We start from the raw sequence: 26,734 nt of genomic DNA, 5'->3' as shown, positions 1-26,734 counted from the left end.
TCACTCTCCTTCTACTTTAGCGAAATAGTAGCAAGGCCATGGTCCTGTTGCTTCAAGCTGTAATCCGTACGTCGTATATTTTTCTCCTAATTTTTCGACTTCATCTAAAAAGCGTTTTACATCGCCTTCTTTAATAAGATAAACACTGTTCCAGCTCATCTCCTCTTGTCGCCCTGTTACCTTTTTATTCCAATTCTTTTTAATTCCTGACTTACTTGTTAAAGCACTTAGCTCTTCATGAATTTCTTTTGAAAGCCTCTTTTTCTCTTCGCTGATTTTCTCTTGTAATAAACGATCTAACTTCTTACGTTCAAAATACTGTCTTCCTTTTGGTAGTGATTTAATTTCCTCACTTTTTGTTTTTATATCTTTATTATTTTCTTCAACATACGGCTTTAACTGTTTTTCATCGCTATATATTTTTAGCGTCCACTCTTCTTTTCCTACAAGCTCCTTAAAAAGCTTAGAAAGTTCTTTGTTCACTGAACTCATCTTCTCTTTCACATTTTCTTCACTTTTGAAAACTGTGCAAAAATGAAGCGGTAAAAGTGTATATTCTTTATTCAGCTTTTTAAGCGTCTCATGGTGATGCAGAGCTTTTTCATGAAGCCATTTCATGTCTTCTGTTTTCTTTTCTAATGTGTCTTCACTATAATGCTCATCATTTAATTTACAGGCAATAGCAGTGATTCCTTGGTGTTCTAGAGTATATATAAGATGTTCCTCATCAAATCCTACAAAGGATTCCAAATTACCTTCTGTAACTTCAGATGAAGGAACAAATCCATATACGTAAATTAATTTTGTACTTGTCGCAGTTTTCAATGTGTCTCCTCCTTACTTTGAGTTTTTCATCTCTTCCCATTGCTCTTGCTCACGTCGCTTTGCAACTTCGTATCGTTCTAGAAGCTCCTGTTCCTTTTCTTCATAATCACGCTCTGATATCTCTTCCATTTCGTGCATCATTTGCAGATTCATGAGCTGTTGCTGGATGTGGTTAATATCGTAGAGCTGTCTGTCTGCTTCCTCTTTAATTTTTTCTCCGAGCTTTACAACAAGATCAATTGGCCCTGTAACGATTTTTTGAATCATTGAACTTTCCTTGCCTCTAGTTTGATATCAATAAAGTTGTAAGCAGGCCAAGGTCCTGTATATTTAAACTCTACTTTATCTTCCCACTGTTCATAAAGCTCGTTTACTTTAGCATCAAATTCTTCTTCTTTCCTGGCGTCAACAAGGAATGATGTATTAAGAAGCATTTTTTCTCCTAGTGTTTGTGTTTGTTTAGCCGAAGCTGCAATCTCAGCTAACGGTAGGAAAATCGCTTGCGCGGCTTCTTCCCCTTTGCTTTTCATAAAGGTTCTTGCAAAATCTCCAAGCTCAATTCTGTCATAGTAAGATGCTTCTTTTGATTTATTTTCGATTTTTTTCTTTAGCTTCTGTGCTTTTGACTGATTGTTCATCTCTTCCTGCAACCATTCTTTTTTCGCAATAACTTTTAACCCAACTTCAAATCGACCTTCGATTTGTGGAAAGAGCTCTTGAAGGTTTTCATATAAATTTTGGAGTAAAAGCTCAATATCTTCTTCTGATTGAAATACGTTACCAAAACTCATTGGAATCACATCTGTTTGCTCCATAACAGCTGAAATCGTATTTTGATGGTTCATCACGTTTTCTTTTTTAGGGTGATAAATTTTAATAGGTGCCTCCGCTACAACCATTGCAAACTCTTTATAAGGGATAGCTAGAAGCTGACGTTCTTCTCCGTCAAGTACAGTCCTTCCTAAATCATCTACACTATCTTTTTTAATAATACAAAATGGATATTTCCCTAATTCTTCACTCATCCTAGTTTCCTCCCCATAGTTTTTTCATTTCTCTTACAAGATAATTGCGAGTTTGCTCTTTGCTTTTATACCCCAAGTTTCTATGAATGGTAAATTCAATAATGTCAAAGATCAGTTTTTGAAATCGTTCATTGTCTGGGTTAATCTCAATTTTTGCTTTTTGGGCAATAGAGCCAATCATAATAGATGAACGCAGCCCAGGACCACCTTCCCCATTTTCCATACATTTTGAACGAATCTTTTTCATGAATGTGATAATAAAAGCTGCTTCTCTATCACTAACTTCTGTGCGGTCTTTTAAAATGTAAGCCTCTGTTCGCTCATCTACTGTATCTACATCAATTGTAATCATTCGGTCTTGAAGCGCATCCTGTGTTCGATAAGTACCAACATATTCTTCAGGATTGCTCGTGAAAATGATGGAGAAATCGGGATGAACTGGAATATGTGATTCTTCACCTTTTATACCGTATAAGGGAAGAATTCCTTCTTCAACAACGGATAGAAACAAATTGTTTGTTTCAGGTTTTGATCTCGTGAATTCATCGTATACAACGGTATGACCATTTTTCACAGCTTTTACTAAGCGACCATCAACTCTATTTTCCGTTAGTTTCTCTTCTTGTTTCCGTACAGAGCGAACGAAATTATCTACTGTCTTATTACTCGTATAACCGCTCATTCCGCCAAGTAAATCTTCATTTCTCATTTCATAGTTTCCTTGCAAAAAAGTTAGTGGACGATTCATTCGGCTTGCTACATAAAGAGCAAGCGATGTTTTTCCGACTCCAGATGGTCCTGTAAAATGAACTGGAAAACGTGCGGATAAATAGTCAACAGCACGATCTGCTAGGTCTTCTAACTCTGGATAAAGAATAAATTCGTTGTTGAGTCGTTCTTGTAGTTTTTCCATTTTTCATCATTCTTCTCCTTTCTCAAATACGCGAAGAAGACTAATCAGGAACAATTACTTCACTGCGTGGTCTAAGACTTCTTCGTTCAAAAGAAACGACTTCCATTTCCTCATTTACTTGGGTATGATAGACCCCAATGAGCTCATCTTTTGCGTATGCTTTCATATACTCTCGCTCTTCAAGCACTTCTACAAAAGCTTCCCATCCTTCATCATTTGGTTTAACTGAAATTACTTTGTGTGGAGGATTAATATATTCCTCAAAAAATACATGAATTTCATCTAAAATCTTTCTCATACTCATCTTTATAGGTCCCCTTAATGAATGGAGTAGCCAAGGCAGAAAACCGCCCTGGCTTTTGTTTTCTTATCCTCTTTCTCTAGCATTGCTTGGTTGCTGAAGTTGGAATTCTCCTTCATCCATTAAATCATCCCGGATTAAACCAACGGCTTCAGCATATCGTAACCATGTGTCAACACTTGCAATAACAACTCGGGCTTCTACTGTAATAAGCTCAATTCCAACAAGAGAAATTTTTGCATAAGCATCAATTACTACCCCTTTATCAAGAATACGGTCAACCACTTCTGCAAGACTTGAGCCATCAGTACTTTTCTGAATGGCAGCCATTTTGCATCACTCCTTTATTTTTACTGTTTTTTTCCTTTAGAAGATGTAACGTTTTTAATATCATTTGCCCCTTTAATGTCAGAGCTTGTCTTCACTTCGCTTGTATCGTTCCCTAAGTTTTGAAGCTGTGCTGTTAACTGTTCAACCGGATCACCGCCATCATCGCTATCATTACCGCCAAGCAGATTTCCTGTTAATCCTTGAGCAACGTTCTGTACATCTCCAGATGTCAGCTGCTTTAGAAGGTTTTTCGCCTCATCTCCTCCAGCCGACAATTTCTCTGTTAAAGCATTAATTTGATCATCGCTAAGCTGATCTGTTAGCTGACCGAGCAGCTCGCCGCTGTCTTGTGAATCTGAATCTTGTAGCATTTTCTGAAGATCTTCCTTGCTAATTCCGCTTGTCTCTTGATCTTCATTATCTGAGTCGTCTGAATCGTCCTCTCCACTTTCTTCTTTTCCGTCTGAAAGCTTATCTTGCAAAGACTGAAGTTGCTCATCGCTTAATTGATCTGCGATTTCCTCTCCTCCGTCAAGCTGACTCAGCAGCTTCTTTACATCATCACTGCCTCCGCTTTCTTTTGATTCTCCATTTAAAAGTGTAATAAGCTTATCAATTAATCCGTCTTTTCCTTCACTATCAAGTTGACCAACAAGGTCTTTCACTTCATCGATACTTCCACTTTCTTTTGATTCCCCATTTAGAAGCGTAATAATTTTGTCGATAAGGCCGTCTTTCTCTGTTTTTTCTCCGCCTGATTGTTGTGAAGAAGAGAAATCATCGCTTAATTTTTCAATATTGTCTAACACTTGTGAAAGCTTCTCATCGAGAGAAGATAGCCCTTCTTGTACAGAGTCGTCGCTTTCCTTGCTCTCTTCACTTTCTTCATCTTGAAACATGCTTCGGATTTCTTGACGATCTTCTTTTGATAACTCTCCGATAAGAGATTGAAGAATTTCTTTCGCATCTTCTTGTTCTACCTCAGATAAAACGTCTTTCAATGAATCTAGCGTTAATTCATTTTTTTCTTGTGAAGATTTGCTTTGTTTTGTCGTTCCTTTTCGAGTTCCACTTTTCTTTTCTGTTTGACTTTTTGCTTGTTTAGTCATGTGCTTTCCCTCCCTGGAAACGTTTTCTATAGTATTGATATGTTTCATTACCATAAGCCTTATCTTCATTCATTTTTAAATACTTTGTTCTTCTTCGGTTCAAAGTTTTACGTTTTTTCATTTTTCTTTTTCTTAGTGCAAAGGCTGTGGTAATTCCTAATCCAGAAATTAAACTGCTAATCCACAGCGTCTTTCTCGTAATCAACTTGTTTATCACTCCTTAACTAAAGTGATTTATAGGTTATGTACACGCCATGGACCAAAACTAAACAGGTATTTCAATTCCAATTTTTTCTTAATGTTTTTCTCCCAAAAAAAGAAACAGGCAAATTGCCTGCTTCTATGCGTATTTCGTTCCATCTTCTTCTTTTCGGAAAAAGCTTTTCATTGCATGAAAAACGTCTGCTTTTTGTTTTAAAATAAAGTGGCGGAACTTTGGATCATTCATGTTTCGGTAAGCACTCATAAGCGTTGAATGACGGTTATATTGATTCACTTCTCCATACCCAAACATGTTAGACACTTTCATAAGCTCTTCAACAAGTTTCACACAGCGAGCGTTATCAGATGTTAAATTATCTCCATCTGAGAAATGAAACGGATAAATGTTATATCGCTCTGGCGAGTATTTACCATTTACAAGCTCAAGAGCTTTTCGGTAAGCACTAGAACAAATCGTTCCACCGCTTTCTCCTTTTGAGAAGAATTCTTCTTCTGTAACAACTTTAGCTTCTGTATGATGAGCAATAAATTCAATATCTACAGTTTCATACTTTGTACGTAAGAAACGAGCCATCCAAAAGAAAAAGCTTCGGGCCATATATTTCTCCCATATTCCCATCGAACCACTTGTATCCATCATTGCAAGTACAACTGCTTTGGATTCTCGTTTTTGAACCTCATTCCACGTTTTGAATTTTAAGTCTTCTGGATAAATCGGATGGAATTTTGGCTTTCCTGTCATTGCATTTCGCTTATAAGCAGAAAGCATTGTTCTTTTTTTATCAATGTTGCCCATAAGACCCGTTCGACGGATATCATTAAATTCAATATGTTCAATTGTAACTTCGTCATTTTCTTTACGCTTTAAGTTCGGGAGCTCAAGCTGTGAAAACAATGCCTCTTCAAGCTCTAAAATGGATACTTCTGCTTCATAATAGTCATTTCCTGCTTGATCTCCTGCTCCTTGCCCTTTTCCTGCACCTTTTTGCCCTTGCCCACCTGAGCCATCTCTTGCTACTACATCTCCGACTTTGCTTTTGCCATTTCCTTGACCAACGTGTTTGTTCTTATCGTAGTTATAGCGAATACGATATTCGTCAAGAGAACGAATCGGGATTTTCACAACGTCACGACCATTAGACATAATAATGTTTTCCTCTGAGATTAAGTCTGGAAGATTGTTTTTGATAGCTTCTTGAATCTTTTCCTGATGTCTTTTTTGGTCGTCGTAGCCTTTTCGGTGGAGGGACCAGTTTTCCTGTGAGATCGCAAAACTTTGCTTATCTTCTTTTTTCATTTTGTACCCTCCTTACATGTTTAGAAAAACTTGGCTAACTCAGAAAAATATCTGGTTAGCCATTGATCACAATATTCACAATTTCTAGTTCAACAGCATATAATATGCTGACTTCCTCTCTCTTAAAGTGTTTATTACTCTATACTATGCAAAGCCACCCTAAAATTGACAAACTTTTTAGATAATTATCTTTCTATTTGGACAACCTTTTTGCGATGAAAAGAAAACCCCCACTTATCGCTAAACAGTGGGGGTATAAGCGTACTACCTGTTCAAAAGGCTACCAACGTAACGGAGTAGATCATTTGCTGACGTCGAATTGTATCCATGCTCATCAATTAAGCGTGCGACAACTTCATTAATTTTCTTCAACTGCTGCTCATCAGGAGTTTTCGATGAAGTTGTAATTTTCACCACGTCTTTTAAATCTGCAAAAAGTTTCTTTTGAATTGCTTCACGAAGACGTTCATGAGAATTGTAGTCAAAACGTTTCCCTTTGCGAGCATAGGCAGAAATACGAATGAGAATCTCTTCACGGAACGCTTTTTTCGCATTTTCTGAAATTCCAATTTGTTCTTCAATCGAGCGCATAAGCTTTTCATCTGGACTCATTTCTTCTCCTGTTAACGGATCACGAAGCTTATTTTTATTGCAGTAAGCTTCAACATTATCAAGATAGTTATCCATTAACGTTTTTGCAGATTCTTCATAAGAGTAGACAAAAGCTTTTTGAACTTCTTTTTTTGCGATGTTGTCATACTCTTTACGAGCAAGTGAAATATAGTTTAAGTAACGCTCTCTATCTTCATTGGTGATTGAGGCATGCTGTGCAAGCCCTTCTTTTAATGAACGAAGTACATCAAGAGCATTAATTGTAGACATCTCTTTTCGAATAATTGTAGAAGATATGCGGTTAATAACATAACGTGGATCAATACCGCTCATGCCTTCATCAGCATGCTCTGCTTTTAACTCCTCTACATCAGCTTCATTATAGCCTTCAACCGATTGGCCATCATAAAGGCGCATCTTCTTCACTAGATCAATATCACCTTTTTTCGGCTCTTTTAAGCGCGTTAGAATCGTAAACATGGAAGCAACTTTTAATGTATGGGGAGCAATGTGAATGTCAGATACATCACTTTCGCTAATCATTTTTTCATAAATTTTCTCTTCTTCTGTTGCCTTGAGATTATATGGAACAGGCATAACGATAATTCGAGAATGCAATGCTTCATTCTTCTTATTTGCAATAAATGAGCGATACTCTGTTTCATTTGTATGAGCCACAATAAGTTCATCAGCGCTAATTAATGCAAAGCGCCCTGCTTTGAAGTTTCCTTCTTGCGTTAATGATAAAAGATGCCAAAGGAACTTCTCATCACACTTTAACATCTCCTGAAACTCCATCATCCCTCGGTTTGCTTTATTTAATTCTCCATCAAATCGGTATGCACGTGGATCTGATTCAGATCCATACTCTGCGATAGTTGAAAAATCAATGCTTCCTGTTAAATCTGCAATGTCCTGAGATTTCGGATCTGATGGACTGAATGTTCCAATTCCTGTTCGCTTATCTTCCGAGAAGAAAATACGTTCAACAATTACGTCTTCAATGCGTCCATCATAGTCTTGTTCAACGCGCATTGTATTTAACGGTGATAAGTTTCCTTCGATACGAATGCCATACTCACTGAAGAAATCGTCACGAAGGTGATGTGGAATTAAATGAAGCGGATCTTCGTGCATCGGGCATCCTTTGATCGCATACACTGCACCTTCATCTGTTAAAGAATATTGCTCAAGTCCTCTTTTAAGCATTGTTACAAGCGTTGATTTACCGCCACTAACAGGTCCCATGAGAAGTAAAATACGCTTTCTTACGTCAAGACGTTTTGCCGCTGGATGAAAGTATTCTTCAACTAAACGCTCAAGCGAATCCTCAAGACCAAATAAACTTTCACTAAAAAAGTTATATTTCTTCTTTCCATTCACTTTTTCTGTTCCTGCGCTTTTAATCATGTTATAAACGCGAGCATGTGCTGATTGAGCAATCCAAGGGTTTTCCTTTACCATCTCTAAATACTCACCAAACGTACCTTCCCACTTTAAGCGCTGTTCTTCTTCTCTATACTGTTCCACCTTTTTTAATATATCCATTAACAGGACCTCCTCCTACCGTCAATGCTAGAAAACGAGATTAATACACTCTATGCACCAAAAATCTTGAACATGCTCTTTAAATACATAATTGCTAAATTTTGTCCATAACTACATTCACAGAAAGCGCTTCATTCGTTATAATGGGCTTAAGAAAGGAGATGTCAAACAATGCATACATTGATTATGATTGGTGTCAGCTTAGCTTTCTTATCAGCTATCTTTACAGCAGGTTATAACGACAAACAGACTGTTAAACGAAAATAGAAGCGTGTTTTTAACATATGAGAGACAAGGAAAAACATTCCCTTGTCTTTTTCTTTTTTTGTGATTAATCACCAGCGGAAGTTGCCCAAATTAAAAAAGAAAGCAAAATCTTTAAAACTAAGATTTTGCTTTCTCTAGTCTACTGATTAATATTCATTAAAGTATTTTTGAACTTTCTCTTTATTCTCCGTTTTTGTTAAAGAGAGCATAAGTAAAATTCGTGCCTTCTGAGGATTTAAGGAATTAGCAGAAATATAGTCTTTAGGTGTTACAACTCCATTTCCTGTGCGAGAAGATCTAACAACCTCTACTCCAGCATCTTCCGCTTCCTTTGCTGATTCGTCTGCTACTTCTGACATTGATCCATTTCCTGAACCTGCATAAACTATTCCTTTTGAACCTGCATCAACCGCTGCTTTGAATAAATAATTTCCTTCATTTTGGTGCCCATACAAAATATCAACTTGCGGAAGCTTTTCGATTGTTGAAATATCAAAGTCTGTTTCAGTTGTATGCTTACGCGTAATCGTATTATTAAAGTAAACATCATCAGCAATTGTACCTAAATAGCCCATTTCTTCAGCTTTAAACGTATCTGGAGCCGTAGTATTTGTTTTTGTCACATAGCGAGCAGAAGCAATACGGTCGTTCAAAACAACCATTGTCCCTTTTCCTTGTGCTTCTTTACTTGAAGCTACCTTCACAGCATTGTATAAATTTAAAGGTCCGTCTGCACTTATGGCTGTTGCAGGTCGCATTGCTCCTACTACAACGACAGGCTTGTCACTTTTTACAACAAGATTTAAAAAGTAGGCCGTTTCCTCCAATGTATCTGTACCATGGGTAATAACAATTCCATCTACATTATCTGAAGCAAGAAGCTCGTTTACCCGTTTTCCTAATTTTAAAAGAATCTCATTTGTTACATCAGTACTGCCTATATTGACAACTTGTTCACCATCCACATTAGCAATCTCCTTCATTTCAGGAACGGCTTTAATAAGTTCATCAACTCCAACTTCCCCAGCTTTATAGTCTGTTGTAGAAGTATTTGACTCTCCTCCCCCTGCAATAGTACCCCCAGTTGCTAAAATTTGAACGTTTGGAAGTCCGTTATTTTCTCCAGCCTTTGTATCTTTTACCTCTTCATTCGATTCTGAAGCAGATGCCTTTACACTGCTATCTTCTTGGCCTTTCTCTTGCGCTGTTGTACCACATCCAACAAGAAGCATAAAAGGCAAAACAAAAGCCAATGATTTATTTCTGAATTTTTTGTTAATTTTCAATAAAATCTCTCCTTTTTTTTGTTTACTGTTTACTATAATTAATGACATTATAAAAGTAGACACTAAGGGATTCACCATTTATGTCAGATAAGATAACTATAAAAGCAAAATATTTTTGTTCATGTTATATAAAGCTACATAAAGATGAAAACCATTCACATATGTAGATATTATTCAAATCTTTACTTTTACTTTCTTTTATACTACCATTATCAATAATGATAATGGTAAAGGAGATAGTACTCATGAAGAAAAAAGCAGACTTACTGCTTCACCCTGTAAGGATGAGAATTGTTCAAGCTCTTGTTGAAGAAAACATGACAGCTTATGGGCTAATTTATAAACTAAAAGACGTTCCACAAGCTACAATGTACCGACAGCTCCAGACTTTGCTCAAAGAAGAGCTCATTCAAGTGATTGAAGAAAAAATGGTTAAAGGATCTGTTGAAAAAGTATATGGGGCAGTAAAAAGTGCTGTTAATATTTCTAAAGAAGAATTCCAAGCTTATTCAAATGAAGAACATCTGCGTTTCTTTTTGACATATCATACACATCTTTTAACAGAAGTACAAAATTATTTATTAAATGAAAACAAAACGACAGATTTTGGCTACGGATTTACACCTTTTCATTTAACAAAAGAAGAGAAAAAAGATTTTTTCGTCCGTTATAAAGCTTTAATGGAAGAATTCTCTTCTAAAGCACCTCATGAAGATCGAACAAAACTTACGTTAGCAACTGTATTTATACCAACTACAGAATAGGAGTGTGTAAAGAATGCAAGTAAGACAAATCCAAAAAAGAGATATTGGCGGAATTGAATTATATTATGAACATTCTTATATAAAAGAAAAACAGCCAACACTTATATTTGAATCTGGTTATGGATGTCCTTCAGTCTATTGGGATTCTATTAAAGATAAAGTAAGTGAATTTGCAAATTGCTTTTTCTATGACCGTGCAGGAATTGGAGAAAGCACGTATGATGGACGTCCACAGCACAGCAAACAATGCGTAGAAAATCTGCGCCTTCTTCTACAAAAAGCTAATATCCAACCTCCCTATATTCTTATTGGTCATTCTTTCGGAGGAGCAAATGTGAGATTATTTTCTCATACATATCCCAAAGAAATAGAAGCAGTAATTCTCTTAGATTCTTGTCATGAAGATCAAAATAGAGTAATGGCTCCTTTGTTTAGTGAAGAAGTACAAGAAGGATATTTTGGACAGTTCTCTGCAGAAGGAAGTGAAGCCTCTTTAAAAGAATTCGAAGAAAGTCTAGAACAAATTCGCAATTGCCATTCTTTAGAAGATACCCCACTCATTGTAGCAAGTGCAAGCTTACCTTCCTACCATACAGAAGCCTCTTTTGCAGCATGGGATTTGTTTCAGCGAGACCTTACCCGCCTTTCTGTAAAGAGTGAAAGAAGGATTATCCAAAATGCAGGGCATGGCCTTCATATTGATCAGCCTGAAGCCATTATTCAGCTTATTCAAAACGTTGTAGAAAAGCTAAAAAAATAACCCTAGCTAGAGGCTAGGGTTATTTTTATTTTAAATGAGCAAAATTTTGTTGACGAAGCGCTTCATACACAAGAATAGCTGCCGTATTTGATAAGTTCAATGCTCGAACTTTATCATTCATTGGCAAGCGTAAGCATTTGTCAGCATATTTTTCTTGAATATAGTCTGGCAGACCATTTGTTTCACGACCAAATACAAAGAAATAGTCTTTGTCAGGTTGATCAAACCCGTACTTCATATAGTTTTGGTCACCGAACTTTGTAATAAAATAAAAATCGCCGTCTTTATTTTTCTCAAATAGTTCGTCAAGTGAATCATAATAAACAACTTTTACATGCTGCCAATAATCAAGTCCTGCTCTTTTTAGCATTTTATCGTCTGTTGAAAATCCTAATGGACGAATTAAGTGTAATGTTGTATCTGTTGCTGCGCATGTACGAGCAATGTTTCCAGTGTTAGCCGGAATTTCTGGTTGATATAAAACAACGTTTAATCCCACAATTGTCACCTCTACAAAAAAATCTATCCATCATTATACCACTAAAGGTTATGAATTAATATGAAAAAAAGCGTATTTAATATTTGGCGTATAAGCCGTTGAGTCTGTATAATCCCAATAACGCATTCTGCTGTCATACGTGTTAGCATTCACAAGTGGCATACCATTTAAATCCCGGTTTACAACAATTGTTGTATGATTCCACTTCCGATCGCCTTCAAAATCATAGCAAATAACGTCACCTGGAATAAGTTGTTCGGCACTTCCTACTTCTTTCGCGCCAAGTCCTCCACTTTTCAGCAAGCGATGAAAGGCATTAGCAACAGACCAGCTGTAGCTCCATGAATCATTTTGCATCCACCAGCCTTTAGAACGGTTTGGATACCCTCTCATCGAGATTCCACCTTCGTGAAGGCATTGCGAAATATAGTTTGTGCAGTTTACTTCAAATGTATGATACTTCGGATTTCGCTCCTGCCACCAAAGCTCAGCATATTGAATAGCCTGCAAACGATTATATGTTCCGCGGGTATCAACTTCTTCAAACTTCAAGTCTGCTTTGCTTTTCGTTTCTTTAATAAATGGATTATGCTCTTCATCTTTTACAAGCGTATCTTTAAAAAACTGAGCACTGCGTTTTTCCACATTTTCTTCCATGTAAAAAAAGTCGCCTTGCTTAATAAAAGACTTCAAATGAACCTTGTATTCGACAAACGTTTCTTCTCCTTCTTCTCGATAAGAAGAAACTGCCCCTTTTGCCTGACACTTAACAATCATTGCTCCCCTTTTTTCTAGGGAAGCCTTCTTCCGTTCACATTGGTCTTCAATAAGGGTCCAGAAATCATTACGTATCTCTCCATTTGCATAACTTGCCGCCCTTGCTTCTGTTAAGAGCTGAAGAATATATCGTTTGGTTTTCATAAGCTTTATCACCCCTTAAAAGCTTATGATGGAAAAAGGCTAACTATTTACAAGGCGTAACCCTTTCTTAATTTCTTCAATAACTTCTTCCTCTTTTTCTTTTAAAAGAGCCTTTTCTAATTCACTTACTGCTTCATTCGTTCCGATTTTCCCTAATGCCCATGCTGCCGTTCCTCTAATAACAGGACGCACATCTGCCTTTAAAAGCTTTATTAACTCTGGGACTGCTGTTTCGTCTTTAAAATGAGCAAGTGCAATAATGGCATTACGTTGGATTGGTTTCTTTCCTCTCCATGAACCTGAAACATGCCCATATTTCTCTTTAAATTCGCGATTGCTCATTTGAAGAAGTGGTTTTAACTTTGGTTTAGCAATTTCAGGATCTGGTTCTAATTCAGCATGAAGATGAAAATCTTTTCCCTTATTTTCAGGACAAACCGTCTGGCATGTATCACACCCATACAAGCGATTGCCAATTTTCGTCCGAAATTCATCTGGTAAAAATCCTTTTGTTTGGGTAAGGAACGCAATACAGCGATTTGAATTCAACTGTCCACCTTGCACAAGAGCACCTGTTGGACAAACATCAATACATTTATTACACGTGCCACAGCCATCTTCAACAGGCTGATCTGTTTCAAATGGAAGAGTTGTAATCATCTCTCCAAGATAAACATAGGAACCAAATTCAGGGGTAATAATAGCGCAGTTCTTTCCGCTCCAGCCAATCCCCGCTCTCTCAGCAACAGCGCGATCTGAAAGCTCTCCTGTATCAACCATTGATTTCAACCGTGCAGTCGGTACTTTTTCTGTAATAAACGCTTCTAATTTATTAAGACGATCGCGAAGTACATTATGATAATCATGCCCCCATGAAGCACGACAAAAAATACCGCGACGATCTTCCTTCGTTCCGCGCGGAGCGTCTTTCATTTTCGATGGATAAGCAATGGCAATTGCAATAATAGACTTTGCTTCTTCTAATAAAAGGTCTGGATTTGTTCTTTTTTCTAAATCCTTCTCTTCAAATCCAGATTCATAGCCAAGCTCTCTGTGACGTTCAAGCCGGTTCTTTAACGTTTGAAATGTCGAAGCATTCGCAAAGCCGATTTTATCGATACCAATTTCTTTACTATAAGCAATAACTTCTTCTTTAAATTGATTAATATCCATCCCAATCCTCCTTTCTGTTTAAGACTTAATTTTGGTAGTTTTCTTTTCTACCCTTTATACTAAAGGAAATGAACTGAAAAAGGAGATGGAATCCAATGGAAATCAAACTTTCTAATACACTTATTGAGAAAGTTCCTGGTTTTAAAGTAGGTGTTATCCAATACAACAACATCGAAATTGGGGAGTCACCCCAAATGCTGCGTGGAAGACTTCAGTTATTCCAAGAATCAATTCATTTTGATTTACAAGATAAAAATGTCACAGACTTCGATGGAATTAAAGAATGGCGCCAAGTGTTTAAAACGGTTGGAACTGATCCGAGCCGCTACCGTCCTTCAATCGAGGCATTGTACAGACGTATCAAAAAACATACATACCTACAGCCTGTCCATTCTGGAGTAGACTTAAATAATTTCTTCTCCTTAGAATATCAAGTACCAATAGGTCTCTATGATCTCGATGCCTTAGAAGGCGATATTCTTATTACAATTGGCGATGAAAATGCTCATTACGAAGGGCTGAATGGACGGAATGTGACGTTTTCAAACAGTATTGTTTCGCTTGATAACCAAGGTGCTTTTGGCAGTCCTTATGTTGATTCTGTACGAACAAAAGTTACGGAAACAACAAAAAATGCTCTACAAATCGTCTATCTAAAACCTTCAACAGACCTTGATAATGCAGAACGATTACTTTCTTCTCTTCAGCAAATGTTTAATCAAATCCACGGTGGAGAAGGAAAAGCGCTGGTTATCGCTTAAAAACCAGCGCTTTTCTTTTAAAAATAATAAAAAACGCAATGCTTCGTTGATTATCAAACGAAACACTGCGTTGCACACGTAATTGATGGTTAGGTTATGTATTATTGGAGCGGGTGATGAGAATCGAACTCACGACATCAGCTTGGAAGGCTGAGGTTTTACCACTAAACTACACCCGCATGTCCTTTATTTTGTTTCTTAACTACCTGACAATTAATATTATATTAACTTTTTGTTAAGATTGCAAGAGTTTTTTACAGATTTTTTTAAAAAACTTTACAAATGACATTTGAAGTGAGGTTGAATGATGGAAAAAGAAGTAGATGTTTTAATTGTCGGAAGTGGTCCAACAGGTCTTCTTGCAGCACACGCTCTTACAAAGCAAAACATAAATGTAATAATCATCGAAAAAAACAAACACCCTCTCCTCTTTCAAAAGCACTTGCCATTCATGCAAGAACGATGGAAACATTTGATTTATTAGGTATTGTAGACCCCTTTCTCGAAAAAGGATGCAAAGCAACCGGAGCTCATATTCATTTAGGAAACAAAGAGCCTTTTACTGTGCACTTTTCTTCTTTAAAGTCGGCTTTTCCCTACATCTTTGTTCTTCCACAAGCTGAAACAGAAAAAATTTTAGAACGTGAGCTTCCTTATAAGGTAGCGAGAGGAACAGAATTGATTTCCATAAAACAACACTACAATTACGTGTCATGTTTACTGCAGGGCTCTGAAGCTACATCTGTGAAAGCCCGATACGTCCTTGCCTGTGATGGAGCCCACAGCTCAGTAAGGCGTTTTCTCGGCGTTCCTTTCCGCGGAGAAAACGAGGGAATTACGTTTTTTTTAGGTGATGTAACATTAGAAGGAATGAAAGAAGAGAAACGAGCAAACCTTTATGTGAATGAGCGAGGAATCGCTTTTATTGTTCCTATCTCTAGAAATGTAACAAGAGTGATTGTTGCTGATTTCTTAAAGCAAAACGAATCACATACAAGAGAGCTTTCACTTGATGAGCTAAAGGAAAGCGTAAATCGTCTCATTTCTACCCCTTTATCATTACACAATCCAGTTTGGCTCAGTCGTTTTGGAACCTCTCATAAGCAAGTTCCTTCCTATCAACAGGACCATGTCTTTTTTGTAGGAGATGCTGTTCACATCCATAACCCTGCAGGTGGACGAGGAATGAACATTGGACTTCAGGATGCTATGAATATATCTTGGAAGCTATCTTTCGTATTAAGAGGCTTTTCCCCTCCATCTCTTCTGCGAAGCTATGATGAAGAAAGAAGGCCCATTGGCAAAAGCGTTCTGCAATCTACATCATTTCTCATAAAAAGCGTTACAAGCCAGAATAAGTTTTTTTCATCTTTAAGAAATACACTTGCTCCTAAGTTGATAGAGAAAGACTTTATTGCTACAAAAATTTTAGAAAGGCTAAGCAACATTGGTTTTCATTATAAAAAATCCCATCTCTCTAAAAAGATGCAAAGCCAATACTTACAGACAACAGGCTTAAAAAGTGGAGAAAGAATACAAGATTTCACTTTTTACAATCATGAAGGGGAGTGGCGCCTGTACGAACTTTTAAGAACACAAACATTTATCAGTCTCTTCTACTTAGATAGTTTACAAGAAAGTGATAAAGTTCTTATTGACCGCTTTCATAAAGTACTTAACGTGCATTACCCTAAAGCAATAAATCCTTTTGTTGTTTTAGGAAAAGCACCTGAATTATGTTCACTCCCCTGTTTAGTTGATCATGATCAAACATTACGAAAGAACATCCATATGAGTCATAAGGACGTCCTCCTTCTTCGCCCTGATGGATATGTTGCCTTTCATCAAAAAGAGCTAAATATACAAGAAGTTATTCATAAATTGAGCTATTGGCTCTTATCTAAAAAAGGTTAGGATTTTCTCCTAACCTTTTTTAATTAAAACGGAAATCGCTTTTGTTTACTATATTCCTCATCATAAGCATAAGAAGCACGCAGCACTAACTCATCTTGAAATCGGTTTCCGGCAATTTGAAGACCAATTGGTAACCCTGAGGCGGAAAAACCAATAGGAAGTGATGCTGCTGGAAATCCTGTTGTATTATATAAATGCGTTAACAACCAGTCTGAAACAGAACTGATTTTCTTACCGTTAATTTTATCAGGGCCAAGCAATCTGTAATCAAAAGCTGGAACAGCAAGCGTTGGAGATAAAATTAAATCATACGAGCCAAAAAAGTCTTGCATTTTGTTCCAAATAGAGGTCCGGATTGGATCAAGATTTTTATATTGCACAGCATTTAATTTTGTGCCTTCCTCAATCATCGCTTTATAGGAATCTGACACCCACTCTGGATTTTCATTTAAAAGAGGCCCGCTTCCAGCAGCTGCTGATGAATACCACATACTTGTGAAAAAGATGCTAAACTCCTCAAGGTTCATGCCGAAATCCATATCAATTTTCTCAACTGTACAACCAAGCTCTTCCCACTTTGACAACGTATTTTCAACAATATGAGCAACTTCCTTGTCCACTTCATAAAGACCAAAGTTTTCGGTATAAGCAATTCTAACTCCTTTTAAATTCCCTTTAAGTTTTTGACTTATTTCTTTATTATACACAGGCAACGAAAAAGGGTCTCTTGTGGAAGGTCCTTGTGTATTTTCTAAAAACAAGGCAGCATCCAATGGTGAATGACTCAAAACACCATGATTGGCAAATGGCGCTGTTGAACCAAAAGCATTTGCTGTGCTGTTTGTATTTGGAATAGCTCCGTATGTAGGCTTGAATCCGTATACTCCGCAAAAGCTGGCTGGAATACGAATAGATCCTCCCCCGTCATTTCCTTCTGCAATTGGTACAAGCCCAGCTCCAACAGCTGCAGCGGAGCCACCGCTCGATCCTCCTGATGTTTTAGAAACGTCCCATGGATTTTTGGTTGCTCCAAATAATAGGTTGTCTGTTGTGCCAATATGACCGAACTCAGGCGTGTTTGTTTTTCCAATCACAATAGCTCCGGCCCTTTTCAATCGTTCAACAATTACAGCATCTCGATCTGGAATATGGTTTTGAAAAGCAGGTGAACCAAACGTTGTACGAATTCCATTTGTTAAAGTTAAATCTTTTATAGCAATTGGAATGCCGTAAAAATCCCCTACATTTTCTTCTTTCATTAATCTTTCTTCCGCTTTCTTTGCTTCTTCTCTTACATTTTCATTTAGTGTTACAAATGCATTAATTTTATCGTTATAATCTTCAATTCGTTTTAAAAAGTAATCTGTTACTTCAACTGGAGAAAGTTTTTTCGCTTTCATTTGTGACACAAGCTCAGAAACGCCAAATTGTTCTAACATAGCCCAACACCTTCTTTTTCTTATCTACTCGTCAGTGTACGAAATTTTTAAATACCGAGTCAACCAACTGTACTTCTTATCCAAAAAATCTTCTCCTCATTAGTTAAATTAACTAGCGATATTTCTAGTCACTACGAAAAAACGCCTATTTCACGTTACATTTCCTTACATATCAATTTATTAATTTTTTCACAGATAGTATAAATAAAAAAAGATATCCTTTTCGTACATCTTTATTAAGTTTGAAGGTCATCTAAAACTTATCACTAGAAGGAGGAACAATAATGAAATTATCTCAATTGAGAACAAGTGGTCATGCTCCATCATTATTTTCAGCTTTTTTATACTTTGACGTTAGTTTTATGATTTGGGTAATGCTCGGTGCATTAGGCGTTTATATTACAAATGATTTTGGACTTTCTCCAAGTGAAAAAGGCTTAATTGTCGCTATTCCTATTTTGGGAGGATCTATTTTCCGTATTCTTTTAGGAATGTTAACAGACCGAATTGGCCCAAGGAAAACAGCAATTATCGGCATGTGTGCAACACTAGTTCCGCTTGTGCTTGGATGGCAGTTTGGAAATACAATGGGAGAGCTGTACATAATCGGGATTTTGCTTGGTGTTGCAGGTGCAAGCTTCTCTGTTGCTTTACCAATGGCAAGTCGTTGGTATCCACCACATCTTCAAGGACTTGCAATGGGGATTGCAGGAGCAGGAAATAGCGGAACCCTTCTAGCTACATTGTTTGGCCCTCGCCTTGCTGAAATATATGGATGGCACGGTGTAATGGGAATGGCTATTATCCCTCTTTTACTTGTATTCTTAATCTTTATCTTTACAGCAAAAGACGCTCCTTCACAGCCTGCTCCACAACCTTTAAAAGAATATCTTAAAGTTTTTAAATATCGAGATACATGGTTTTTCTGTCTTCTCTATAGCGTAACATTTGGTGGATTTGTGGGCCTTACAAGCTTCTTAAGCATTTTCTTCGTTGATCAGTATGGGTTAAGTAAAGTTGCAGCAGGAGACTTTCTCACACTTTGCGTTGCCGCAGGAAGCTTCGTTCGCCCAATCGGTGGTTTTCTTTCTGATAAATTTGGTGGAGCTCGTATTCTTATGTGTTTATATATTGGAGCTGCTCTTTGTATGTTTGGAGTTGCACAACTTCCAGGGCTTGGGCTTGCGATTGCCATTTTATTCGTTGCTATGGCCTGTCTTGGCATGGGAAATGGCGCTGTATTCCAACTCGTTCCACAACGTTTTCAAAAGCAAATTGGTATGATTACCGGAATTGTTGGTGCTGCGGGCGGAATTGGAGGTTTTTTTGTTCCAAACTTACTCGGTACTTTAAAAAGCACAACAAATACGTATGCAACAGGTTTTATCGCCTTTTCGGCCATTATTCTCGTTGCTTTAACCGTTCTTGTTGTTGCCCAGCAAACATGGAAAAGAACGTGGAATGCTCAAAATGAATCCGTTAAAATTTAAAAAGAAGCACTTTAAAGTGCTTCTTTTTACTGTTTTAGTCGAAATGTATAACGGCTTTCCTCTTGAAATGGCTTTTCGGGATAAAGAACAGCACTAGGGAAATTCTCATGATGAATCGCATCAGGTAACTTCTGCAGTTCAATGCAAATAGCCCCATGTTTAAAGCCAGCCCTTCCTTCATTGATTTTCTCTTTTTCGGTTAATCCATTGTTTGTATAAATTACAACAGCTGGCTCAGTTGTTGTTGCATAAAGTTCAACTGTCTTATTTTTATTTTTCAGCACAACTTCTTTGTCTTGGAGTAAAAATCCATGATCATATCCGCCTTCAATATGAAGCTGGGGGTCATCTTTCGTGATGAAGCTTCCTATCTTAACATCCTCCCGAAAATCAAATGGTGTATCTTCTACATTGAGTAATGTTCCTGTTGGTATAACTTCCTCTGTTAATTGTGTAAACTTTTGCGAAGAAATTTTCAGCAGGTGATTCTCAATGCCTTCTTCAAAATGTTCAAGATTGAAATGAAAATGAAGGGATGGCGCAAAAAGAGTGGGTTTGTCTGTTTCTGCTTCTGTTTTAACAACTAGCGTCTCTCCTTCTAATTTATAAGTGACAGAAACGTTAACATTACCAGGAAATCCACCTTCTCCGTCTTTTATTCGATATGTAAGAACAGCAAGAGTGTTTTCTTCGCTTATATCTACATCCCAAAACTTCGTCGCTAAGTTAGCAGATCCGCTATGCAAATTATGTTCTCCATCATTTTTTTCAAGCTTATATTCTTTTCCTTCGAGCGTAAATTCAGCATTTGCAATTCGTCCAATAATAGGACCAACAAAGCAATTCAAACAGTGCTTATCATCAAAATAACTATCAATATCAGCGTAGTTCATCACAACATTTTGACCGTTTTCCAATAATATGTGCGTAATATAAGCACCATAGTTCATAAACTTAACCGTTAGCTTCTCATTTTTTAACGTATATTCTCGAATGTTCTCTTTCATTATAAACCCCTTTCTTTTATAACCTCTAGTTTAAGTTAAAACGACGCATCTTATAAAATAAAAACCGTATCTTTTCCTAATTGTAGTGAAACTTCCAATTACCATCTCCGTCTTATTAGTACAGATATTGAGGAAACAAAAGGAGGAACAACAATGGCTAACCTATTGTTTAGTATTCTTGAAGGAGTCTTAACCTCTGTCCCGTCACGCAGAAGTAAGCTTATTAATACTAAATTTAAAAGGCTACAAAAAGAGAAATGGTTTCAAGAAATAGTGAACAGATATGGAACACTATTTCAAAAGAATACAGAAGTGAAAAATTTTATTGAAAGAACGAATATTGAAGAAGTATTAAAAGATCCTCTCCAAACAGAACTTTTTCAACTTCAATTAGAAAAAGTATTAATGAAAGAAAACTTTTAAAAGAATAACCATCATTTATCATCTTATAAAGGGGTCAAATCGTTGGGGAACAATTTTGTAAAAAGCGCCGTTGAAGTATTAGCAAAAGGCTTTAATATACATCCACTCAAAGAAAATACGCTTCTTTTCAAATATATGGAAGAGCTATGCTGTAAAGAGAATACCTTATACCTACTTGATGACCTAGGGGCTGTTGCAGAAGCAATCAGAGAACATGATGCTTATCTTCTTATCGATCTTATCTCTCTATATGATTGTAAAGCAGCACAGCAGCTAGATGTTTTAGTTTTGGAAGATTAAGAATAAAATCAAGAGACGGAAGAGCTATGCTCTTCCGTCTCTTGATTTTTATTCATTTATTTTAGTGCCTCCGCAAGTTCTGTAAAAATAATGCCTAAAGCATGTGCTCCTGCATCAGGATGACCTAAGCTTCTTTCGCCAACAGTACCAGCCCGTCCCATTCGAGCCACGATTTCTTTTGTCTTCTCAGCTCCGTTTACAGCCGCTTCTGCTCCTTTATGGAAGGCTGTCTTCATATCCTCACCATGCTCTGCACACTCTTTCCAAGCATCGGCACATGGTATAAGCGCATCTATGAGCGTTTTATCGCCAACTTCTGCTCCTCTACCAAATGAACGCTCTCCAATGTCTTGTATTCCCTCTACAACAGCTTGAAGCATGTTAGAAAACTCTTGCACTGTTAATTCACGTTTCTCTCCTGCAGCCTTACCTGCCGCTCTAAAAGCACCACCCCAGATTGGACCAGAAGCTCCTCCACAATGTTCCATAATAACCATTGAACTGCTATCTAAAAAACTACCTATGTTTAATGACTCTTCGTTGATAATTGTTTTCCACTCAAGCTTTAACTGTCTAAACCCTTTAGCAACACTTGTCCCAAAATCACCGTCACCTGCATGAGAATCTAACTTACAAAAAGCTAACTCGTTTTTAATAATTACTTCACTCATTTTATCAACAAGATAAATCATATTTCCTAACGAAATTACATCTTCTTTCACAACACGATACTCTTCTTCTGTCTCTACTTCAAAATGGACTGGTCCCTCTGTTTCTTCTTCCTTAACACTCGCATACTCTACTTGCTGAACAGGTCCATCTACTTTAAAGGCTGGTGCATCTGATTTATTAGAAAGCAATGTTTTTAATTCATCGTCTAATTTCATAATAGATAGCGACACACCAGCCATATCAATGCTTGTCATGTAATTTCCAACAAAAGTTCGGTTAACTTTTATATTTCGATTAGAGAACTCTCTTGCTACTGCATTGTTAAAAAGATAAAGCTCCTGCAATGGCGTTCCACCGAATCCATTTACTAATACTGCTATCTCTTCACCTTCTACGTTTAAATCTTTTAGTAAATCACGCACCATACGTTCTGCTAATTCATCAGCACTTGTAATTTTTTCTCGTTTAATACCTGGCTCTCCATGAATCCCTACACCATACTCCATTTCATCCTCATCAATCTCAAACGTTGGAGAACCACTTGCAGGTAATGTACAAGATGTAAGAGCAACTCCTATACTACGCACATTTTTCACTGCCTTTTCCGCAATGGCCTTCACTTCTAACAAGTCTTTCCCTTCTTCGGCTGCAGCACCAGCAATTTTATGTACAAGCACAACACCAGCTACGCCACGGCGACCAACTGTATATAGACTGTCTTCTACCGCAATATCATCATCAACACGAACATATTCAACATTAATGCCGTCTTCTGAAGCTAAGTGAGCTCCGTTCTTAAAGTTCATAATATCTCCGCTATAGTTCTTAATGATTAGTAGTGTGCCTTTTTTACCCTCTGTTGCTTTAATACCTTGATAGACTTGAATTTGAGAAGGAGAAGCAAACATATCTCCAAATACCGCTGCATCTAACATACCTTTTCCAACCAGTCCCGCATGTGATGGTTCATGACCGCTTCCACCACCGCTAATTAACGTCACTTTGTTGTTGTTCATTTCTTTTTTCTTAATCACTTTATATTTCTTTAGAAGCTCAAGCTCTGGATGAGCCATTACAATTCCATTGCACATTTCCATAACAACATCTTCAGGATTGTTAATGATTTTCTTCACTTCATTTTCCTCCTTATCCTATTCCTTATGTAGTTTCAAGAATTAATGCTTGAGATGAGTATACGTAGATTCCATCTTTATTCCCTTTGTTACTTTTCATGTTAGAGTGAATACGCTTTATTGTAAATGATAAATGTTTTACTTTAACGTCTCTTATCATTTTGATAATAAATATAGATACAAGTAAGTTATCAAAGAAAATCTGTTAAAGAAGGTTTATGAATAAGAGGAAATCTATTAAAAGGTTGAATACCTCACCAAATGTTTCTCGGCTCCTCACTTTTCCTTACCAAAAAAGCAGGAATTGCTCCTGCTTTCAATGTTCATAAATCATTTTTCGTGTCATTCCACCGTCTACAACAAGGTTTGTCCCTGTTACGAAATCATTGTCAGGGTGTGTTAGATATAAACAAGCTTTTGCAATATCACTTGGTTTTCCTACTCGTTGCGATGGATGTTGAGTATGATCAATATCGCGCAGTGATTCATAATCATCTGTTTCAATCCATCCTGGTGAAATGGCATTAACAGTAATTTTATCCTCACTAAAGGAAATAGCTAATGCATGCGTTAAGGCTACAATCCCCCCTTTTGTTGCCGCATATCCTTCTGTATGTGGTTCTGACATTGTCGCTCGTGTTGAAGCCATATTCACAATAGAGCCACCCATTTCATTTTTCTTCATTTCCTTTGCTGCTTCTCTAGAACATAAAAATACGCTTCGTAAATTTGTATTAATTATGTCATCCCATTCTTCAATAGATAACTCATAAGGAGATTTCCATCTCGTAACGCCAGCGTTATTTATTAAAATATCAATATTGCCATATGTACGAACAGCTTCTGTCATTAAGTTGATAATGTCCTTTTCATTTCTTACATCTGCCTTAATAAACGTTGCTTCGCCTCCGGCTTGACGAATTTGTTTTTCATGCTCTCTTCCTGCTTCTTCATCAAAATCAGCTATTATAACGTTTGCTCCTTTTGCTGCATATTGCTTTGATACTTCTTTCCCAATTCCATTTGCCGCTCCTGTTACAACAACAATCCTTCCATTAAAGGACATAATACTCCACTCCATTTACATATTGATATGTCTTTCATATCCACCACTATACGAGAAAAATCCCTTATTTGAAACATTTACAAAAGTGTTTTTTAACCACTTTTATAATTTCCACTCTTCTCCTTTATATGTATGATATTTAAATTATGGATTTTTGAAAAATGCTTCAAAGACTTCCTTTTGCAAAAATCTACTCTGACTAATTTCTATGTGAATTTTCTACTTCCTATCATTGATACCATTCAAAGTACACAATTCAAGCTTATTTTATCATGTTAAACAAAAAAAGACCTCAACATAACCGTTGAAGTCTTAGTCTCACTACAGTATTTGATACCGGTGGTCGGGTTCGAACCGACACTCCAGAGGAACACGATTTTGAGTCGTGCGCGTCTGCCAATTCCGCCACACCGGCATATAAAAAAACAAATCTGCTAGAAATAGCAGATACAAAAAAAGGCGGCAACCGGATTTGAACCGGTGATAAAGGTTTTGCAGACCTCTGCCTTACCACTTGGCTATGCCGCCGTCTTAAAGTAGATGGAGCGGAAGACGGGATTCGAACCCGCGACCCCCACCTTGGCAAGGTGGTGTTCTACCACTGAACTACTTCCGCATATTGGCTGGGCTAGCTGGATTCGAACCAACGCATGACGGAGTCAAAGTCCGTTGCCTTACCGCTTGGCTATAGCCCATTTATATGATGCTTGAAAGCATAATATGTATTTTATATGTAAACTAAATGGGGCGATTGATGGGAATCGAACCCACGAGTGCCAGAGCCACAATCTGGTGCGTTAACCACTTCGCCACAACCGCCATTTTAATTTGGCAGGGGCAGTAGGAATCGAACCCACACCGGAGGTTTTGGAGACCTCTGTTCTACCTTTAAACTATGCCCCTGTAAGAAATGGTGGAGGGGGACGGATTCGAACCGCCGAACCCAGAGGGAGCAGATTTACAGTCTGCCGCGTTTAGCCACTTCGCTACCCCTCCATCTTCATTGTCAAACATGATAAATGGTGGCTCAGGACGGAATCGAACCGCCGACACATGGATTTTCAGTCCATTGCTCTACCAACTGAGCTACTGAGCCGTATACAATTTTGAATTTTAAAATAATGGCGGTCCCGACGGGAATCGAACCCGCGATCTCCTGCGTGACAGGCAGGCATGTTAACCGCTACACCACGGGACCTTTTGGTTGCGGGGGCAGGATTTGAACCTACGACCTTCGGGTTATGAGCCCGACGAGCTACCAGACTGCTCCACCCCGCGATATATTGTTTAAATGGTGGAGGATGACGGGCTCGAACCGCCGACCCTCTGCTTGTAAGGCAGATGCTCTCCCAGCTGAGCTAATCCTCCACAAAAACAGTAGTCTATGTATATATAATAGTAATGGTGACCCGTACGGGATTCGAACCCGTGTTACCGCCGTGAAAGGGCGGTGTCTTAACCGCTTGACCAACGGGCCATAAGTTGAGTAGTGGCGGAGAGCAAGGGATTCGAACCCTTGAGACAACGTTAGCCGCCTACACGATTTCCAATCGTGCTCCTTCGACCACTCGGACAGCTCTCCAAATGGCTCCACAGGTAGGATTCGAACCTACGACCGATCGGTTAACAGCCGATAGCTCTACCACTGAGCTACTGTGGAATATAGTTAGCCTGGCAACGTCCTACTCTCACAGGGACAAAGTCCCAACTACCATCGGCGCTCAAGAGCTTAACTTCTGTGTTCGGCATGGGAACAGGTGTGACCTCTTGGCTATGGTTACCAGACAAGTATCATTAAGTAACGCAACATCTTGTATTATACATGATTTTTTAGAACAAATCAAGTGTTTTTTTAAAAAAATTGCTCACTCAAAACTAAATAACAAGGCAAGGAAAAACATATCCGATTATGATCAATTCTTAGGTTAAGTCCTCGATCGATTAGTATTAGTCAGCTCCACATGTCGCCATGCTTCCACCTCTAACCTATCTACCTGATCGTCTCTCAGGGATCTTACTTCCGAAGAATGGGAAGTCTCATCTTGAGGGGGGCTTCATGCTTAGATGCTTTCAGCACTTATCCCGTCCGCACGTAGCTACCCAGCGATGCCTTTGGCAAGACAACTGGTACACCAGCGGTGCGTCCATCCCGGTCCTCTCGTACTAAGGACAGCTCCTCTCAAACTTCCTACGCCCACGACGGATAGGGACCGAACTGTCTCACGACGTTCTGAACCCAGCTCGCGTACCGCTTTAATGGGCGAACAGCCCAACCCTTGGGACCGACTACAGCCCCAGGATGCGATGAGCCGACATCGAGGTGCCAAACCTCCCCGTCGATGTGGACTCTTGGGGGAGATAAGCCTGTTATCCCCGGGGTAGCTTTTATCCGTTGAGCGATGGCCCTTCCATGCGGAACCACCGGATCACTAAGCCCGACTTTCGTCCCTGCTCGACTTGTAGGTCTCGCAGTCAAGCTCCCTTGTGCCTTTACACTCTACGAATGATTTCCAACCATTCTGAGGGAACCTTTGGGCGCCTCCGTTACCTTTTAGGAGGCGACCGCCCCAGTCAAACTGTCCACCTGACACTGTCTCCCTGCCCGATAAGGGCAGCGGGTTAGAATTTCAATACAGCGGGGGCAGTATCCCACCAGCGCCTCCACCGAAGCTAGCGC

At 38.2% G+C, this 26,734-nt stretch carries 24 protein-coding genes, 15 tRNA genes, 2 rRNA genes and 1 pseudogene; 7 read left to right on the top strand and 35 right to left on the bottom strand.

Going from position 1 to position 26,734, the window contains the following annotated elements; translation table 11 throughout:
* The 11 genes from ACK3CR_RS05290 to ACK3CR_RS05240 form a co-directional block, all read right to left on the bottom strand.
* A complete protein-coding gene (locus ACK3CR_RS05290; protein ID WP_243514821.1) occupies positions 1–825 on the bottom strand; it encodes a GvpL/GvpF family gas vesicle protein in 825 nt (274 codons plus the stop codon).
* A 12-nt stretch (positions 826–837) separates the two neighbouring features.
* Positions 838–1,092 carry a gas vesicle protein GvpG gene (locus ACK3CR_RS05285; protein WP_019393981.1) on the bottom strand — a complete coding sequence of 85 codons (255 nt, stop codon included), beginning with the start codon at positions 1,090–1,092 and terminating at the stop codon, positions 838–840.
* Positions 1,089–1,850 carry a GvpL/GvpF family gas vesicle protein gene (locus ACK3CR_RS05280; RefSeq protein ID WP_488975010.1) on the bottom strand — a complete coding sequence of 254 codons (762 nt, stop codon included), beginning with the start codon at positions 1,848–1,850 and terminating at the stop codon, positions 1,089–1,091. The genes ACK3CR_RS05285 and ACK3CR_RS05280 overlap by 4 nt, the downstream gene beginning before the upstream one ends.
* A 1-nt stretch (position 1,851) precedes the next feature.
* Complete coding sequence (gene gvpN / locus ACK3CR_RS05275) at positions 1,852–2,763, bottom strand: gas vesicle protein GvpN (RefSeq protein WP_488975009.1); 912 nt, start codon at positions 2,761–2,763, stop codon at positions 1,852–1,854.
* Positions 2,764–2,803: 40 nt separating this feature from the next.
* Positions 2,804–3,067: a gas vesicle protein GvpO gene (gvpO, locus tag ACK3CR_RS05270; RefSeq protein WP_019393984.1), complete on the bottom strand. Its 264-nt coding sequence runs from the start codon at positions 3,065–3,067 to the stop codon at positions 2,804–2,806.
* A gap of 63 nt (positions 3,068–3,130) precedes the next feature.
* The gene (gvpA, locus tag ACK3CR_RS05265) at positions 3,131–3,394 is read right to left on the bottom strand and encodes a gas vesicle structural protein GvpA (RefSeq protein ID WP_061803181.1); all 264 of its coding nucleotides are present in this window, start codon (positions 3,392–3,394) and stop codon (positions 3,131–3,133) included.
* A gap of 20 nt (positions 3,395–3,414) precedes the next feature.
* Complete coding sequence (locus ACK3CR_RS05260; RefSeq protein WP_488975008.1) at positions 3,415–4,503, bottom strand: hypothetical protein; 1,089 nt, start codon at positions 4,501–4,503, stop codon at positions 3,415–3,417.
* The gene (locus ACK3CR_RS05255; RefSeq protein ID WP_243514850.1) at positions 4,496–4,708 is read right to left on the bottom strand and encodes a hypothetical protein; all 213 of its coding nucleotides are present in this window, start codon (positions 4,706–4,708) and stop codon (positions 4,496–4,498) included. Before ACK3CR_RS05255 ends, ACK3CR_RS05260 begins: the two co-directional genes overlap by 8 nt.
* Positions 4,709–4,843: 135 nt before the next feature.
* Positions 4,844–6,022 carry a sporulation protein YhbH gene (gene yhbH, locus ACK3CR_RS05250; RefSeq protein WP_019393988.1) on the bottom strand — a complete coding sequence of 393 codons (1,179 nt, stop codon included), beginning with the start codon at positions 6,020–6,022 and terminating at the stop codon, positions 4,844–4,846.
* 264 nt (positions 6,023–6,286) lie between these two features.
* Positions 6,287–8,182 carry a PrkA family serine protein kinase gene (locus ACK3CR_RS05245; RefSeq protein ID WP_061803178.1) on the bottom strand — a complete coding sequence of 632 codons (1,896 nt, stop codon included), beginning with the start codon at positions 8,180–8,182 and terminating at the stop codon, positions 6,287–6,289.
* A 413-nt stretch (positions 8,183–8,595) separates the two neighbouring features.
* The gene (locus ACK3CR_RS05240) at positions 8,596–9,735 is read right to left on the bottom strand and encodes a type II asparaginase (protein WP_243514853.1); all 1,140 of its coding nucleotides are present in this window, start codon (positions 9,733–9,735) and stop codon (positions 8,596–8,598) included.
* Between the two features lie 245 nt (positions 9,736–9,980).
* Here ACK3CR_RS05240 and ACK3CR_RS05235 point away from each other — a divergent pair, with 245 nt between their 5' ends.
* Both ACK3CR_RS05235 and ACK3CR_RS05230 read left to right on the top strand, forming a co-directional pair.
* Positions 9,981–10,499 (top strand): helix-turn-helix domain-containing protein, encoded by a 519-nt coding sequence (locus ACK3CR_RS05235; RefSeq protein ID WP_243514855.1) that lies wholly within the window; start codon positions 9,981–9,983, stop codon positions 10,497–10,499.
* Between the two features lie 13 nt (positions 10,500–10,512).
* Entirely contained in the window at positions 10,513–11,259 is a 747-nt protein-coding gene (locus ACK3CR_RS05230) for an alpha/beta fold hydrolase (protein WP_243514857.1), read from the top strand.
* Positions 11,260–11,284: 25 nt separating this feature from the next.
* Here ACK3CR_RS05230 and trmL read toward each other — a convergent pair whose 3' ends face one another.
* From trmL to queG, 3 genes are read right to left on the bottom strand one after another with little or no spacing between them, the layout of a single operon-like run.
* Positions 11,285–11,758 (bottom strand): tRNA (uridine(34)/cytosine(34)/5-carboxymethylaminomethyluridine(34)-2'-O)-methyltransferase TrmL, encoded by a 474-nt coding sequence (gene trmL, locus ACK3CR_RS05225; RefSeq protein WP_019393994.1) that lies wholly within the window; start codon positions 11,756–11,758, stop codon positions 11,285–11,287.
* 48 nt (positions 11,759–11,806) lie between these two features.
* Positions 11,807–12,679 (bottom strand): amidase domain-containing protein, encoded by an 873-nt coding sequence (locus ACK3CR_RS05220; protein ID WP_243514859.1) that lies wholly within the window; start codon positions 12,677–12,679, stop codon positions 11,807–11,809.
* Between the two features lie 39 nt (positions 12,680–12,718).
* On the bottom strand, positions 12,719–13,852 hold the full coding sequence (gene queG, locus ACK3CR_RS05215; RefSeq protein ID WP_488975007.1) for a tRNA epoxyqueuosine(34) reductase QueG: 1,134 nt from the start codon (positions 13,850–13,852) through the stop codon (positions 12,719–12,721).
* Positions 13,853–13,947: 95 nt separating this feature from the next.
* Here queG and ACK3CR_RS05210 point away from each other — a divergent pair, with 95 nt between their 5' ends.
* Complete coding sequence (locus tag ACK3CR_RS05210; protein WP_268582236.1) at positions 13,948–14,613, top strand: B3/B4 domain-containing protein; 666 nt, start codon at positions 13,948–13,950, stop codon at positions 14,611–14,613.
* A 105-nt stretch (positions 14,614–14,718) separates the two neighbouring features.
* Here the strand turns inward: ACK3CR_RS05210 and ACK3CR_RS05205 are convergent.
* Positions 14,719–14,792, bottom strand: a tRNA-Gly gene (locus ACK3CR_RS05205).
* Positions 14,793–14,917: 125 nt separating this feature from the next.
* Here ACK3CR_RS05205 and ACK3CR_RS05200 point away from each other — a divergent pair.
* Positions 14,918–16,527 (top strand): annotated as a pseudogene (locus ACK3CR_RS05200) (FAD-dependent monooxygenase).
* Positions 16,528–16,550: 23 nt separating this feature from the next.
* Here the strand turns inward: ACK3CR_RS05200 and ACK3CR_RS05195 are convergent.
* Positions 16,551–17,966 carry an amidase gene (locus ACK3CR_RS05195; protein ID WP_488975006.1) on the bottom strand — a complete coding sequence of 472 codons (1,416 nt, stop codon included), beginning with the start codon at positions 17,964–17,966 and terminating at the stop codon, positions 16,551–16,553.
* Positions 17,967–18,250: 284 nt separating this feature from the next.
* On the opposite strand from ACK3CR_RS05195, the gene ACK3CR_RS05190 reads away from it, so the two are divergent.
* Positions 18,251–19,456 (top strand): NarK family nitrate/nitrite MFS transporter, encoded by a 1,206-nt coding sequence (locus ACK3CR_RS05190; protein ID WP_243514882.1) that lies wholly within the window; start codon positions 18,251–18,253, stop codon positions 19,454–19,456.
* A gap of 26 nt (positions 19,457–19,482) precedes the next feature.
* On the opposite strand, the gene ACK3CR_RS05185 is transcribed toward ACK3CR_RS05190, so the two are convergent.
* Positions 19,483–20,463, bottom strand: coding sequence for an aldose epimerase family protein (locus ACK3CR_RS05185; protein ID WP_243514885.1), 981 nt, complete (start codon positions 20,461–20,463; stop codon positions 19,483–19,485).
* A 153-nt stretch (positions 20,464–20,616) separates the two neighbouring features.
* Between ACK3CR_RS05185 and ACK3CR_RS05180 the strand changes: the two genes are divergently transcribed.
* Positions 20,617–20,886, top strand: coding sequence for a hypothetical protein (locus ACK3CR_RS05180; protein ID WP_243514888.1), 270 nt, complete (start codon positions 20,617–20,619; stop codon positions 20,884–20,886).
* A gap of 42 nt (positions 20,887–20,928) precedes the next feature.
* Positions 20,929–21,186, top strand: a complete 258-nt coding sequence (locus tag ACK3CR_RS05175; RefSeq protein WP_243514892.1) for a hypothetical protein — start codon at positions 20,929–20,931, stop codon at positions 21,184–21,186.
* A gap of 56 nt (positions 21,187–21,242) precedes the next feature.
* Here ACK3CR_RS05175 and dhaK read toward each other — a convergent pair whose 3' ends face one another.
* From dhaK to ACK3CR_RS05085, 18 genes are all read right to left on the bottom strand, one after another.
* A complete protein-coding gene (gene dhaK / locus ACK3CR_RS05170; protein WP_488975005.1) occupies positions 21,243–22,991 on the bottom strand; it encodes a dihydroxyacetone kinase subunit DhaK in 1,749 nt (582 codons plus the stop codon).
* Between the two features lie 316 nt (positions 22,992–23,307).
* On the bottom strand, positions 23,308–24,057 hold the full coding sequence (locus tag ACK3CR_RS05165) for a glucose 1-dehydrogenase (protein ID WP_243514897.1): 750 nt from the start codon (positions 24,055–24,057) through the stop codon (positions 23,308–23,310).
* 334 nt (positions 24,058–24,391) lie between these two features.
* Positions 24,392–24,472 (bottom strand) — tRNA-Leu (locus ACK3CR_RS05160).
* Positions 24,473–24,514: 42 nt separating this feature from the next.
* Positions 24,515–24,585, bottom strand: a tRNA-Cys gene (locus tag ACK3CR_RS05155).
* Between the two features lie 13 nt (positions 24,586–24,598).
* Positions 24,599–24,673, bottom strand: a tRNA-Gly gene (locus ACK3CR_RS05150).
* A gap of 4 nt (positions 24,674–24,677) precedes the next feature.
* Positions 24,678–24,752, bottom strand: a tRNA-Gln gene (locus tag ACK3CR_RS05145).
* A 48-nt stretch (positions 24,753–24,800) separates the two neighbouring features.
* Positions 24,801–24,876 (bottom strand) — tRNA-His (locus ACK3CR_RS05140).
* Between the two features lie 10 nt (positions 24,877–24,886).
* Positions 24,887–24,960 (bottom strand) — tRNA-Trp (locus tag ACK3CR_RS05135).
* Between the two features lie 8 nt (positions 24,961–24,968).
* A tRNA-Tyr gene (locus tag ACK3CR_RS05130) sits at positions 24,969–25,053 on the bottom strand.
* A 24-nt stretch (positions 25,054–25,077) separates the two neighbouring features.
* A tRNA-Phe gene (locus ACK3CR_RS05125) sits at positions 25,078–25,153 on the bottom strand.
* Positions 25,154–25,179: 26 nt separating this feature from the next.
* A tRNA-Asp gene (locus ACK3CR_RS05120) sits at positions 25,180–25,255 on the bottom strand.
* A 3-nt stretch (positions 25,256–25,258) separates the two neighbouring features.
* Positions 25,259–25,335 (bottom strand) — tRNA-Met (locus ACK3CR_RS05115).
* A 14-nt stretch (positions 25,336–25,349) separates the two neighbouring features.
* Positions 25,350–25,425 (bottom strand) — tRNA-Val (locus ACK3CR_RS05110).
* Positions 25,426–25,459: 34 nt separating this feature from the next.
* A tRNA-Glu gene (locus ACK3CR_RS05105) sits at positions 25,460–25,534 on the bottom strand.
* A 13-nt stretch (positions 25,535–25,547) separates the two neighbouring features.
* Positions 25,548–25,639, bottom strand: a tRNA-Ser gene (locus ACK3CR_RS05100).
* A 3-nt stretch (positions 25,640–25,642) separates the two neighbouring features.
* A tRNA-Asn gene (locus ACK3CR_RS05095) sits at positions 25,643–25,717 on the bottom strand.
* Positions 25,718–25,726: 9 nt separating this feature from the next.
* Positions 25,727–25,842: ribosomal RNA gene (gene rrf, locus ACK3CR_RS05090) — 5S ribosomal RNA — on the bottom strand.
* Positions 25,843–25,978: 136 nt separating this feature from the next.
* Positions 25,979–26,734 (bottom strand): 23S ribosomal RNA (locus ACK3CR_RS05085); the annotation flags it as partial.

This window comes from Priestia sp. TRM10 (assembly GCF_057808375.1).
Note: the sequence above shows the minus strand (reverse complement) of the source record. Positions and strands in the feature narration are given on the sequence as shown.